Origin of the sequence: Stenotrophomonas maltophilia (assembly GCF_003970865.1) — a bacterium.
Classification (GTDB): Bacteria; Pseudomonadota; Gammaproteobacteria; order Xanthomonadales; family Xanthomonadaceae; genus Stenotrophomonas; species Stenotrophomonas maltophilia_AR.
Genome location: NZ_RXLZ01000012.1, coordinates 42985 through 56499 on the forward strand (window position 1 = coordinate 42985; position 13515 = coordinate 56499).

The 13515-nt window shown below is 66.0% G+C and carries 8 protein-coding genes; all 8 read left to right on the plus strand.

Translation table 11 applies throughout. The annotated features are described in order from the left end of the window. The first annotated feature begins 86 nt into the window (after positions 1 to 86). The 8 genes from prpB (at position 87) to EKL94_RS06005 (ending at position 13469) form a co-directional block, all read left to right on the plus strand. Positions 87 to 980: a methylisocitrate lyase gene (gene prpB / locus EKL94_RS05970; protein ID WP_126928379.1), complete on the plus strand. Its 894-nt coding sequence runs from the start codon at positions 87 to 89 to the stop codon at positions 978 to 980. Between the two features lie 36 nt (positions 981 to 1016). After that, entirely contained in the window at positions 1017 to 2174 is a 1158-nt protein-coding gene (gene prpC, locus EKL94_RS05975; protein WP_126928380.1) for a bifunctional 2-methylcitrate synthase/citrate synthase, read from the plus strand. Between the two features lie 97 nt (positions 2175 to 2271). Further along, on the plus strand, positions 2272 to 4890 hold the full coding sequence (acnD, locus tag EKL94_RS05980; RefSeq protein WP_126928381.1) for a Fe/S-dependent 2-methylisocitrate dehydratase AcnD: 2619 nt from the start codon (positions 2272 to 2274) through the stop codon (positions 4888 to 4890). A 100-nt stretch (positions 4891 to 4990) separates the two neighbouring features. Then, positions 4991 to 5233: a type II toxin-antitoxin system ParD family antitoxin gene (locus EKL94_RS05985; protein ID WP_005410653.1), complete on the plus strand. Its 243-nt coding sequence runs from the start codon at positions 4991 to 4993 to the stop codon at positions 5231 to 5233. Beyond that, on the plus strand, positions 5230 to 5592 hold the full coding sequence (locus EKL94_RS05990; RefSeq protein WP_126928382.1) for a type II toxin-antitoxin system RelE/ParE family toxin: 363 nt from the start codon (positions 5230 to 5232) through the stop codon (positions 5590 to 5592). The genes EKL94_RS05985 and EKL94_RS05990 overlap by 4 nt, the downstream gene beginning before the upstream one ends. A 3-nt stretch (positions 5593 to 5595) precedes the next feature. Further along, positions 5596 to 6774 carry a 2-methylaconitate cis-trans isomerase PrpF gene (prpF, locus tag EKL94_RS05995; protein ID WP_126928383.1) on the plus strand — a complete coding sequence of 393 codons (1179 nt, stop codon included), beginning with the start codon at positions 5596 to 5598 and terminating at the stop codon, positions 6772 to 6774. A gap of 125 nt (positions 6775 to 6899) precedes the next feature. Beyond that, positions 6900 to 8360 (plus strand): bifunctional 2-methylcitrate dehydratase/aconitate hydratase, encoded by a 1461-nt coding sequence (locus EKL94_RS06000; RefSeq protein WP_126928384.1) that lies wholly within the window; start codon positions 6900 to 6902, stop codon positions 8358 to 8360. Positions 8361 to 8561: 201 nt separating this feature from the next. Continuing rightward, complete coding sequence (locus tag EKL94_RS06005) at positions 8562 to 13469, plus strand: alpha-2-macroglobulin family protein (protein ID WP_126928385.1); 4908 nt, start codon at positions 8562 to 8564, stop codon at positions 13467 to 13469. Positions 13470 to 13515 lie beyond the last annotated feature (46 nt).

A 13515-nucleotide genomic window follows, 5' to 3' on the forward strand; every position in this document is an offset into this window, starting at 1 on the left:
GTGGGCGTCATTCCCGTGAAATCAACGGCTTGCAGCTTGGCATGGTGTTTGCGCTCTCTATCCTGTACTTCAACCTGGATTGCCGCATGACCGCTTCCACTCCTTTCTCCGCCGGTGCCCGCTTCCGTGAGGCGCTGGCTGCCGAATCGCCGCTGCAGGTGATCGGCGCGATCAACGCCAACCACGCCCTGCTGGCCAAGCGCGCCGGCTTCCGCGCCATCTACCTGTCCGGCGGCGGTGTTGCCGCGGGCTCGCTGGGCCTGCCGGACCTGGGCATCAACACCCTGGAAGACGTGCTGGTGGACGTGCGCCGCATCACCGATGTCTGCGACCTGCCGTTGATGGTCGACATCGATACCGGCTTCGGCCCGAGCGCGTTCAACATCGCGCGCACCGTGAAGTCGCTGATCAAGGCCGGCGCGGCCGCCTGCCACATCGAAGACCAGGTTGGCGCCAAGCGCTGCGGTCACCGTCCGGGCAAGGAAATCGTCTCGCAGGGTGAAATGGTCGACCGCGTGAAGGCTGCCGCCGATGCCAAGACCGATCCGGACTTCTTCCTGATCGCGCGTACCGACGCCATCCAGGTGGACGGCGTGGACAAGGCCATCGAGCGCGCCATTGCCTGTGTCGAGGCCGGTGCCGACGGCATCTTCGCCGAGGCCGCCTACGACCTGGACACCTACCGCCGCTTCGTCGACGCGGTGAAGGTGCCGGTGCTGGCCAACATCACCGAATTCGGTGCCACCCCGCTGTTCAGCCGCGATGAACTGGCGTCGGCCGGCGTTGCCATCCAGCTGTTCCCGCTGTCGGCCTTCCGCGCAGCCAACAAGGCCGCCGAGAACGTCTACCAGTCGGTGCGCCGCGATGGTCATCAGCGCAATGTGGTGGAGACCATGCAGACTCGCGAAGAACTCTACGACCGCATCGGCTACCACGCCTTCGAGCAGCAGCTCGATGCACTGTTCGCCGCCAAGAAATAAGCAGTACCCTGCACCATCAGTTTTCGGAGGGAAAACATGAACGATACGACTGCAACCCCGACCTTCAAGCCGAAGAAGTCCGTGGCCCTGTCCGGCACCGCTGCCGGCAACACCGCGCTGTGCAGCGTGGGCCGTAGTGGCAACGACCTGCACTACCGTGGCTACGACATCCTGGATCTGGCCAACACCAGCGAGTTCGAGGAAATCGCCTACCTGCTGGTGCACGGCAAGCTGCCGACCCGCGCCGAGCTGGTTTCGTACAAGGCCAAGCTGAAGTCGCTGCGCGGCATTCCGGCTGCGGTGAAGGCGGCGCTGGAAGAGCTGCCGCCGTCGGCACACCCGATGGACGTGATGCGCACCGGCGTGTCCGTGCTCGGCTGCGTGGCGCCGGAGAAGGATGACCACAACCATCCGGGCGCGCGTGACATCGCCGACAAGCTGATGGCCTGCCTCGGTTCGATGCTGCTGTACTGGTACCACTGGAGCCACAACGGCCGCGCCATCGACGTGGAAACCGACGATGACTCGATCGGTGGCCACTTCCTGCACCTGCTGCACGGCGAGAAGCCGCAGGAATCGTGGGTGAAGGCGATGCACACCTCGCTGATCCTGTACGCCGAACACGAGTTCAACGCCTCGACCTTCACCTGCCGCGTCATCGCCGGTACCGGCAGCGACATGTACAGCGCGATCTGCGGTGGCATCGGTGCCCTGCGCGGTCCGAAGCACGGCGGTGCCAACGAAGTGGCATTCGAAGTGCAGAAGCGTTACGACACCCCCGATGAGGCCGAGGAAGACATCAAGGCCCGCGTCGAGCGCAAGGAAGTGGTGATCGGTTTCGGCCACCCGGTCTACACCGTCTCCGATCCGCGCAACAAGGTGATCAAGGACGTGGCCCGCGAGCTGTCCGAAGAGCAGTCCAGCATGAAGATGTACGACATCGCCGAGCGTCTGGAATCGGTGATGTGGGACATCAAGAAGATGTTCCCGAACCTGGACTGGTTCAGCGCCGTCAGCTACCACATGATGGGCGTGCCGACCGCGATGTTCACTCCGCTGTTCGTGATCGCCCGCACCGCCGGCTGGAGCGCGCACATCGTCGAGCAGCGCATCGACGGCAAGATCATCCGTCCGAGCGCCAACTACATCGGTCCGGAAGACCGCGACTTCGTCGCCATCGACAAGCGCGCCTGATCCACCTGCTGTACCCATCCGGCCGGCAATGTGCCGGCCGGATGCTTTCGCCGCCGCACCGCCGGCACCCGGCCCGCCTCAAGCACTCCGCCAGCCCATGAATACCGATTACCGCAAGAACCTCCCCGGCAGCGCGCTGGATTATTTCGACGCGCGTGCCGCTGTCGATGCGATCCAGCCCGGCGCCTACGCCACCCTGCCGTACACCTCGCGCGTGCTGGCCGAGAACCTGGTGCGCCGCTGCGATCCGGCCACGCTCAGCGATTCGCTGAAGCAGCTGATCGAGCGCCGTCGCGACCTGGATTTCCCGTGGTTCCCGGCGCGCGTTGTGTGTCACGACATCCTCGGCCAGACCGCGCTGGTCGACCTGGCCGGCCTGCGTGATGCGATTGCCGACAAGGGCGGTGACCCGGCCAAGGTCAATCCGGTGGTGCCGGTGCAGCTGATCGTCGATCACTCGCTGGCAGTGGAATGTGGTGGTTTCGATCCGCAGGCGTTCGAGAAGAACCGCGCGATCGAAGATCGTCGCAATGAAGACCGTTTCCACTTCATCGACTGGACCAAGCTGGCCTTCGAGAACGTGGACGTGATTCCGCCGGGCAACGGCATCATGCACCAGATCAACCTGGAGAAGATGTCGCCGGTGGTCTACGTGCAGGACGGCGTGGCCTTCCCGGATACCTGCGTGGGCACCGACAGCCATACCCCGCACGTGGATGCACTGGGCGTGATCGCGATTGGTGTTGGCGGCCTGGAAGCGGAGAACGTGATGCTGGGCCGCGCGTCGTGGATGCGCCTGCCCGATACCGTCGGTGTCGAACTGAGTGGCCGCCCGCAGCCGGGCATCACCGCCACCGACGTGGTGCTGGCCCTGACCGAGTTCCTGCGCAAGGAGCGCGTGGTCGGTGCCTGGCTTGAATTCTTCGGCGAGGGTGCCGCGGCGCTGACCATCGGTGACCGCGCCACCATCTCCAACATGTGCCCCGAATACGGTGCCACCGCCGCGATGTTCTACATCGATGCGCAGACCACCGAGTACCTGCGCCTGACCGGTCGCGAGGAATCGCAGGTGGCGCTGGTGGAGAACTACGCACGCACCACCGGCCTGTGGGCCGACGATCTGGCCACCGCGCAGTACGAGCGTGTGCTGCGCTTCGACCTGTCCAGCGTGGTGCGCAACATGGCCGGCCCGTCCAACCCGCACAAGCGCGTGGCAACCGCCGAGCTGGCCGAGCGCGGCATCGCCGACGAAGCGAAGCTGGAAGCCGGCAGGGCCGAGCAGGCGCAGGGCCTGATGCCCGATGGCGCGGTGATCATCGCCGCCATCACCAGCTGCACCAACACCTCCAACCCGCGCAACGTGATTGCCGCCGCACTGCTGGCGCGCAACGCCAACGCGCGTGGCCTGCAGCGCAAGCCGTGGGTGAAGTCGTCGCTGGCGCCGGGCTCGAAGGCCGTGCAGCTGTACCTGGAAGAGTCCGGCCTGCTGCCGGACCTGGAGCAGCTTGGCTTCGGCATCGTCGCCTTCGCCTGCACCACCTGCAACGGCATGAGCGGTGCGCTGGACCCGAAGATCCAGCAGGAAATCATCGACCGTGACCTGTACGCCACGGCTGTGCTGTCTGGCAACCGCAATTTCGATGGCCGCATCCACCCGTACGCCAAGCAGGCCTTCCTGGCCTCGCCGCCGCTGGTGATCGCCTACGCCATCGCCGGCACCGTCCGCTTCGATATCGAGAAGGACGTGCTGGGCGTGGATGCCGATGGCAACGAGGTGCGCCTGAAGGACATCTGGCCGAGCGACGCCGAGATCGACGCGGTGGTGAAGGCCTCGGTGAAGCCCGAGCAGTTCCGCAAGGTCTACAACCCGATGTTCAACGTGCGCGTGGAGCATGGCGCGGCGGTCAGCCCGCTGTACGACTGGCGCCCGCAGAGCACCTACATCCGCCGCCCGCCGTACTGGGAGGGTGCACTGGCCGGTGAGCGCACGCTGGCAGGGATGCGCGCGCTGGCGGTGCTGCCGGACAACATCACCACCGACCACCTGTCGCCGTCCAACGCGATCATGGCGTCCAGTGCCGCCGGCGAATACCTGGCGAAGATGGGCCTGCCGGAAGAAGACTTCAACTCCTACGCCACCCACCGCGGTGACCACCTGACCGCGCAGCGCGCCACGTTTGCCAATCCGAAGCTGTTCAACGAGATGGTGCGCAACGACGACGGCAGCGTGAAGCAGGGTTCGCTGGCGCGCGTGGAGCCGGAAGGCAAGGTCATGCGCATGTGGGAAGCGATCGAGACCTACATGGACCGCAAGCAGCCGCTGATCATCATCGCCGGTGCCGACTACGGCCAGGGCAGCTCGCGTGACTGGGCCGCCAAGGGCGTGCGTCTGGCTGGCGTGGAGGCGATCGTGGCCGAGGGCTTCGAACGCATCCACCGCACCAACCTGATCGGCATGGGCGTGCTGCCACTGGAGTTCAAGCCGGGCACCACCCGCCTGACCCTGGGCATCGACGGCACGGAGACCTTTGACGTGATCGGCGAGCGTACCCCGCGTGCCGAACTGACCCTGGTCATCCACCGCCGCGACGGCCAGGACGTGATCGTGCCGGTCACCTGCCGCCTGGACAGCGACGAGGAAGTAGCGATCTACGAAGCCGGCGGCGTGCTGCAGCGCTTCGCCCAAGACTTCCTGGAAGGCGCCAAGGTGGCGTGATAGCCGGCTGAATGCCTGCCCCCGGAGGCCGGGGGCGGGCTTGTCCGACACCAGAGCGGGGCGCACACTGACTTGGCAAAAACTGCCAAAGGAGAGTTTCATGGCCACCATGAACATTTCGCTGACCGATCCGCTCAAGCAGTTCGTGGACGAAGAAGTGCGCGAAGGCGGCTACTCCAGTACGTCGGACTATGTGCGTGACCTGATCCGCCAGCGCCAGCGCAGCAAGGCCGAAGAACTGCTCAAGCAGCTGATTGCCGAGGGGCTGGCTTCTGGTCCTTCGGCGCCTCTGGCGCCGGATCACTTCGACAAGCTCCGTGAGCGTGCACGGAACCGCAAGTGAAACCTTCGCACTGGTCCCCTGCAGCGGTTCGAGATCTTGACCAGGCAGCAGCTTGGTATGCAGTTCAGGGCGGAGAAGTGCTGGAAATCGGCTTCATCGATGCGGTGGAATCCGTCGTCAAGCTGATCGAGGCCCACCCAGGTGCTGATTCCGCACTGCATGCGGATCTGTTGCCCTCGCTGCCAGCGCCATTGCGTTTTCATCCGGTTCGTCGCTTCGACGGCTACCTGGTCTACTACGTGGAGCTACCTGCGCACGTTTCCATCGTGCGCATCTGGAACGCTTCGCGGGGCATGGAAGCAGTGTTCGAAGACGAGGAGCTCAACCCCGATATTGGTTCGTCGCATCCAGGATACTGATCCATGACCTTCCTCCCGCAACTCCGTATTCCCGCCACCTACATGCGCGGTGGCACCAGCAAGGGCGTGTTCTTCCGCCTGCAGGACCTGCCCGAAGCCGCACAGGTGCCGGGCGCCGCACGCGATGCACTGCTGATGCGCGTGATCGGCTCACCCGATCCGTATGGCAAGCAGACCGATGGCATGGGCGGTGCAACGTCCAGCACCAGCAAGTGCGTGATCATCTCCACCGCTTCTGTGCCGGACCACGATGTGGACTACCTGTACGGTCAGGTCTCGATCGATACCGCCTTCGTCGACTGGAGCGGCAACTGCGGCAACCTCAGCACCGCGGTGGGTCCGTTCGCGATCGCCAACGGTCTGATCGATCCGGCCCGTGTGCCGCGCGATGGCCTGTGCACCGTGCGCGTCTGGCAGGCCAACATCGGCAAGACCATCATCGCCCACGTGCCGATGCGCGATGGTGAAGTACAGGAAATCGGCGATTTCGAGCTGGACGGCGTGACCTTCCCGGCGGCCGAGATCCAGCTGGAATTCATCGATCCGTCCGATGACGGCGACGCGGGCGCAATGTTCCCGACCGGTAATCTGGTCGACACCCTGGAGGTGCCCGGCGTGGGCAGCTTCGAGGTGACGATGATTACCGCTGGCATCCCGACCATCTTCCTCAACGCTGCCGACCTGGGATACACCGGCACCGAGCTGCAACCGGCGATCAACGAGGACAGGGGAGCGCTGGAGCGCTTCGAGAAGATCCGCGCCTATGGCGCCTTGCGCATGGGTCTGATCAAGAACCTGGAAGACGCAGCGACCCGCCAGCACACGCCGAAGGTGGCCTTCGTGGCACCGGCACAGGACTACGTGTCGTCCAGTGGCAAGGCCATCCCGGCCTCGGCGATCGACCTGCATGCGCGTGCGCTGTCGATGGGCAAGCTGCACCACGCGATGATGGGTACCGCTGCAGTGGCGATCGGCACTGCAGCGGCGATTCCGGGCACCCTGGTCAATCGTGCGGCTGGTGGTGGCGAACGCGAGGCAGTGACCTTCGGTCATCCTTCCGGCACGTTGCGCGTGGGCGCGCAGGCCGGTTTCGTTGACGGCCAGTGGACAGTGACCAAGGCCATCATGAGCCGCAGCGCCCGCGTGCTGATGGAAGGCAAGGTGCGGGTGCCGGCCGAGTGATGCGTTGGTAAACGCCAACCAAAGGTTGGCGACTACCGGGCCGCAGAGACCGATTGCTTTGGTAGATGCCAACCTTGGTTGGCATGGTGCACGGGCAACGGTGCACCGCAACGAGGAGATCGACGATGTCCGACAACCACACCCCATCCAACGAGCGTGCAGCGTGGGATACGCTGCTGGTGGATATCGTCGACTACGTACGCGACGCCCGCATCGACTCGCCGCTGGCGTTCCAGACCGCGCATCATTGCCTGCTTGATACGTTGGGTTGCGGCCTGGAAGCGCTGTCCTTCCCGGCCTGCAGCAAACTGCTCGGTCCACTGGTGCCGGGCATCAGTGTGGTCAACGGCGCGCACGTACCGGGCACGCACTACGTGCTGGACCCGGTGCAGGCGGCCTTCAACCTCGGCGCAATGGTGCGCTGGCTGGATTTCAACGACACCTGGCTGGCCGCCGAATGGGGCCATCCTTCCGATAACCTCGGCGGGATTCTTGCCGTCTGCGATTGGTTGGGGCGCAACGCGCAGGCCCTGCGTCGTCCGCCGCCGACCGTGCACGACGTGCTGCTGGCGATGATCAAGGCGCACGAGATCCAGGGCGTGCTGGCGCTGCAGAATTCCTTCAATCGCGTTGGGCTGGACCATGTGGTGCTGGTCAAGGTGGCCACCACGGCCGTGGTTTCGCAGCTGCTCGGGCTGGATCGCGAACGCATGCTCAATGCGCTGTCGCTGGCCTGGGTGGACGGCCAGGCCCTGCGCACCTACCGGCACGCGCCCAACACCGGGTCGCGCAAGAGCTGGGCGGCCGGCGACGCGACCAGCCGTGGCGTGCGCCTGGCGCTAATGGCAGCCAGCGGTGAGATGGGCTACCCCAGCGTGCTCAGCGCACCGACCTGGGGTTTTGAAGCGGTGTCCATGCACGGTCAGGCACTGGCGCTGGAGCGACCGCTGGGAAGCTATGTGATGGAGAACGTGCTGTTCAAGATCAGCTACCCGGCCGAGTTCCACGGCCAGACCGCGGTGGAGGCGGCGATCACGCTGCACCAGCAGCTGCGCGCGATCGGGCGACGGGTCGAGGACATCGCGCATATCGCGATCCGGACCCAGGAAGCCTGCATCCGCATCATCGACAAGCAGGGCCCACTGCATAACCCGGCCGACCGCGACCACTGCGTGCAGTACATGGTCGCCATCGCATTGCTGCATGGGCGGCTGGTGGCAGAGGACTACGAGGACGACGTTGCCGCCGATCCGCGTATCGACGCGCTGCGCGCGAAGATGACCTGTCAAGAGGATCCGCAGCTCAGCGCCGATTATCTGGACCCGGACAAGCGCAGCATCGCCAACGGCCTGGGCGTGCGCTTCACCGATGGCAGCGAACTGCCGGAGGTACTGGTGGAATACCCGCTCGGCCACGCCCGGCGCCGCGAGGAAGGCATTCCGCTGCTGATGGACAAGTTCCGCCGGCACCTGGCCCATCGCTTCCCGACCGCCCAGCAGCAGCGCATCTGGGCCGCTTCGCTGGACCCGGTGGCGCTGGCGGCGATGCCGGTGACCGACTACGTGGACCTGTACCTGCCGGGGTAGCAACGCTCTGGTGGATCTGACGCCACGTCTGCTTGCCGGGCACGTGGCTCGACCCGCTTTGGTAGGTGCCAACCAAGGTTGGCGGCTACCGGACTGCCGGCCAGCGGCCGGCGCTACCCGCACCCGGGGCAATTGCCGATTTCGCGTCAACACCTTGACGCGGCCTGCCTATAATGGCCACCTCGATCAAGGAGTGACGACATGAGCGGTCCGGCACGGCGGAAGCGGTGGGGATGGGCGGCGGCTGTACTGGCAGGAGGCCTGTTGCTGGGCCTGGCCGGCTGCCGCAACGACAGCGGGCAGCTGCCCAAGGCCAGTGGTGAAGCCATCACCACCCAGGCCGAGCAGGTGAAGGAATTCACCCTGCTGCGTGCCTACCCGGACCAGAAGAATGACGGCCTGTCGCTGGCGCTGGAGTTCTCGCGCCCGCTGGTCGGCACCCAGGATTTCGACAAGCTGGTGCGCTTCGAAGAGAAGGTCGGCACCGACGACAGCAGCTGGACGCTGTCCGATGACGGCCTGACCCTGCGCTACCCGTTCGTCGAGGCCGGCAAGGAATTCAGCCTGGTGGTCTCGCCCGACCTGCTGGCCGCCGATGGCAGCCGGCTGGGCAAGGAACTGAAGCAGAAGGTGTTCAGCGGCGAGCTGAAGCCGGTAGTTGGCTTCGCTTCGCAGGGCAGCGTGCTGCCGGCCAAGGACAGCCGTGGCCTGCCGGTGGTGTCGGTGAACGTGCCGGAGGTCGATGTCGAGTTCCTGCGCGTGCGCGAGAAGGACCTGCCAACCTTCTTCAGCCAGTACCAGCGTGGCGGCCGCCGTGGTAGCTGGGAACTGAGCAGCGACTACGAGCGCAGCCCGATCAACAAGCTGGCCGAGCCGGTCTACGTCAACCGCTTCATTCTTGGCGGCAAGAAGAACGAGCGGGTGCTGACCTACCTGCCAACCCAGGACATCAAGGAACTGCAGGAGCCGGGCCTGTACTTCGCCCTGCTCAAGCGCACCGGCGACTACGAAGGCGAATTCGATACCGCGTTCTTCTCGGTCAGCGACATCGGCCTGCATACCCGTGCCTACAAGGACAAGCTGTTCGTCCACACCGCCGGCCTGAAGGACGGTGCGCCACTGAAGGGCATCGACCTGCGCGTGCTGGATGCCAAGGGCGAGGTAGTGCTCAAGGGCAGCACCGACGGCAATGGCAATGCGCTGCTGAATTACACCCTGGATGCCACCCACGTGCTGGTCGCCAGCACTGGCAAGGACACCAGCTTCCTGCCGTTCAACCAGCCGGCGCTGGATCTGAGCGAATTCGCCGTGGCCGGCCGTGACAATGCGTGGTTCGACGTCTACGCCTGGTCCGGCCGCGACCTGTACCGCCCGGGCGAGACCGTGCGCCTGTCCGCGCTGCTGCGCGACAACGACGGCAAGCCGGTCAAGGCGCAACCGGTGTTCCTGCGCCTGAAGCAGCCCGACGGCAAGACCTTCCGCGAGACCCGTCTGCAGCCGGGTGACCAGGGCTACATCAACTTCGAGCAGGTGATCCCCGCCGAGGCGCCGACCGGGCGCTGGCAGGTCGAGTTCCGCACCGACCCGGCCAGCAAGGAAGCGATCCAGGGCATGACCCTGCGCATCGAGGAATTCCTGCCCGAGCGCATGAAGCTGGACCTGGACAGCGCGCAGAAGACGCTGAAGCCGGGTGAGGACCTGCGCCTGCAGGCCAATGGTGCCTATCTGTACGGGGCACCGGCCGATGGCAACCGCTTCACCGCACGCATGGCGGTGGCCGCCGAACAGACGCCGGTGGAAGGCCTGCCGGGCTACTTCTTCGGTGACCCGACCCTGCAGCTGCCGCGCGAAGCCAAGGACGTGATCGACACCACGCTGCCGGGCAACGGCCAGCTGCGTGAGGATGTGGCGCTGCCGGAAGAGGCGGCCAAGGCCAAGGCGCCGATTGCCGTGGTGCTGTCCGGCAGCCTGTATGAAACCGGTGGCCGCACGGTTACCCGTACCCTGAAGCGGGTGATGTGGCCGGCCAATGCGCTGGTGGGCGTGCGCCCGCTGTTCAACCCCGAGGACGGCGCCGATTCCAACGGCAATGCGCGCTTCGAACTGATGCGCGTGGATGCCGCCGGCGCACCGCAGCCGGCCAAGGGCCTGAAGATCACCCTGGTGCGCGAACTGCGCGACTACCACTGGACCTTCAACGACAACCGTTGGGACTACGATTTCACCCGCCGTTTCGAGAACAAGGAAACCCGCACCGTCGACGCCAGCAGCAGCGCGGTCGCCTTCGATTTCCCGGTGGAGTGGGGCGAGTACCGGGTGGACGTGTTCGATCCGTCCACTGGCCTGACCAGCCGCTATCCGTTCCGCGCCGGCTGGAGCTGGGGCGATGACAACCGCGGCCTGGACGCACGCCCGGACAAGGTCAAGCTGGGCCTGGACAAGACCGGCTACAAGGCCGGTGACACGCTGGAGGTGACGGTGACCCCGCCGCATGCCGGCAAGGGCATCCTGATGGTCGAGACCGACCGCATGCTGTACGTGCAGGACATCGAGGCCAAGCCGGGTTCGACCTTCAAGATCCCGGTCACCGCCGACTGGGAGCGCCACGACGTCTACATCACCGCACTGGTGTTCCGTGGCGGCAGTGCGCCGAGCAAGATCACCCCGGCCCGTGCCGTGGGCGTGGTGCACGTGCCGATGGACCGCAAGGGCCGCACCGTGGCCGTCGGCCTGGCCGCGCCCAAGCAGATGCGACCGGAACAGGACCTGCCGGTGACGGTCAGCGCACCGCAGCTGGCCGGCAAGATGGCGCACGTCACCGTCACCGCGGTGGACGTGGGCATCCTCAACATCACTCGTTTCCCGGTGCCCGACGCCGGTGCGCACTTCTTCGCCCAGCGTCGCCTCGGCATCGATGCCTACGACATCTACAGCCGGGTGATCGAGAGCTTTGACGGCGGTGCCGGCAAGCTGAAGTTCGGTGGCGACATGGCGCTGCAGGCGTTGCCGCAGGCCAAGCGTCCGACCGCGCGCGTGCAGACCGTGGACCTGTTCTCCGGCCCGGTGCAGCTCGATGCCAAGGGCATCGCCCGCATCCGCCTGAAGGTGCCGGACTTCAACGGCACCCTGCGGGTGTCGGCACTGGTCTACAGCGATGACCAGTACGGCAAGCGCGATGTGGAAACCGTGGTGCGTGCGCCGATCCTGGCCGAAGCCAGCATGCCGCGCGTGCTGGCCCCGGGCGACCGCAGCACCGTGACCCTGGACGTGCAGAACTTCACCGGCAAGCCGGGCCAGTTCAACGTGAAGGTGGAAAGCGAAGGCCCGCTGAACCTGGGCGAGGGCAGCCGCAGCGTGCAGTTGAATGCCGATGCCAAGACCACGCTGAGCTTCCCGTTGTCCGCGCGTGAGGGCCACAGCGTGGCCAAGGTGCGGGTACGGGTGGACGGCAACGGCTTCAAGGCCGATCGCCGCTATGACCTGCCGGTGCGAGCGGCGTGGCCGCAGGTGCTGCGTTCGCAGGTGCGCACGCTTGATCCGCTGGCGGCGGTCAGCCTCGACAACAGCCTGACCGATGGCCTGATGTCCGAGTCGGTGAATGCCCGCCTGCTGGTCAGCCCGCTGCCGCCGATTCCGTTCGCCAGTGCGCTGCAGGGCGCGCTGAACTACCCGTATGGCTGTGCCGAGCAGACCACCAGCAAGGGCTACGCCGCGCTGATCCTGGACCAGGCGACGTCGTCGATGCTCGGAGCGGACGGGCTGGATGCCAAGACCCGTCGCGAACGCATGGAAGGCGCGTTCGGTCGCCTGGCGTCGATGCAGGTGGCCAACGGCAACTTCTCGATGTGGGGTGACGACGGCTACGTGAACCCGTGGCTGACTCCGTACATCACCGAGTTCCTGCTCGACGCCAAGGATGCCGGTTTCGCCGTGCCCGATAACGTGCTGCAGAAGGCGCTCAACCGTCTCAGCGAGGATCTGCTGTCCGGCGGCAACCAGTTCTACGGCCAGGATGACCGCGAGAAGCTGAAGTTCGCCAACCAGGCATATTCGGGCTATGTGCTGGCCCGGGTCAACCGTGCGCCGCTGGGTACCCTGCGTACGCTGTACGACAACGAGCGCAGCAAGGCGGTCGGTGGCCTGTCGCTGGTCCACCTGGGCGTGGCGCTGTCGCTGCAGGGCGATGCCAAGCGTGGCCAGGCCGCGCTGACTGCGGCCTTCGCCAAGTCCAGCAGCGAACGCCCGTCGTACTTCGGTGACTACGGCAGTGCCATTCGCGATGACGCGCTGATGATCGCGCTGACCCACGAAAACAAGCTGGCCAAGCCGGCCTGGGATGCGCGTGCGGTCGATCTCGGCCGTGGCCTGGATGCGCGCCGCAGTGCCGGCTGGATGTGGTTGAGTACGCAGGAACAGGTAGCCATTGCCCGCCTGGGCAAGGCCCTGGCGGCCAACCAGAAGGCACTGGTGGCCGGTGAACTGGTGATCGGTGGCAACAGCGAGTCCGTCGGCGAGCGCAAGCTGTTCGGCCGCAACTTCACCGCCAGCGAACTGGCCAGCGGCGTGCGCTTCACCCCGCAGGGGCAGCCGCCGATGTTCGCCAGCATCGACGTGGCCGGCATCCCGCGCAGCGCACCGGCGCCGGACAACAGTGTGCTGGGCGTGGAGCGCAGCTACTACGGCACCGATGGCAAGCCGTGGTCGCCGCGCCCGCTGAAGGAAGGCGAAGCCCTGATCGTGCGCGTCACCGTCACCGCTGACACCACGATGCCCGATGCACTGCTGACCGACCTGCTGCCGGCCGGCCTGGAGATCGAGAACTTCAACCTGGGCGATGCCAAGCAGTGGGCCGACGTGGTGGTCGATGGCATCACCATCAGCGACCGTGGTGAAGCCGCCGATACCAAGCACGAGGAGTTCCGCGACGACCGTTACGTGGCCGCGCTGAAGCTCTCGCGTGGCAGCAAGGCCAACGTGTTCTACCTGGTGCGCGCGGTGACCCCGGGTACCTACTCGGTGCCGCCGCCGCTGGTGGAGGACATGTACCGGCCGCAGCTGCGCGGCGTCGGTCGCAGCAACCCGACCACGATCACGGTGGTACAGCCGTGACCGCGCGGACGGGCCGCGACGGCGCGGCCCGTCCCGCTGGCAACCT

Bases quoted from the DNA above. Each gene is read 5' to 3' on its own strand.
- prpB (WP_126928379.1), top strand. From the start codon at position 87: ATGACCGCTTCCACTCCTTTCTCCGCCGGTGCCCGCTTCCGTGAGGCG.
- prpC (WP_126928380.1), top strand. From the start codon at position 1,017: ATGAACGATACGACTGCAACCCCGACCTTCAAGCCGAAGAAGTCCGTG.
- acnD (WP_126928381.1), top strand. From the start codon at position 2,272: ATGAATACCGATTACCGCAAGAACCTCCCCGGCAGCGCGCTGGATTAT.
- EKL94_RS05985 (WP_005410653.1), top strand. From the start codon at position 4,991: ATGGCCACCATGAACATTTCGCTGACCGATCCGCTCAAGCAGTTCGTG.
- prpF (WP_126928383.1), top strand. From the start codon at position 5,596: ATGACCTTCCTCCCGCAACTCCGTATTCCCGCCACCTACATGCGCGGT.
- EKL94_RS06000 (WP_126928384.1), top strand. From the start codon at position 6,900: ATGTCCGACAACCACACCCCATCCAACGAGCGTGCAGCGTGGGATACG.
- EKL94_RS06005 (WP_126928385.1), top strand. From the start codon at position 8,562: ATGAGCGGTCCGGCACGGCGGAAGCGGTGGGGATGGGCGGCGGCTGTA.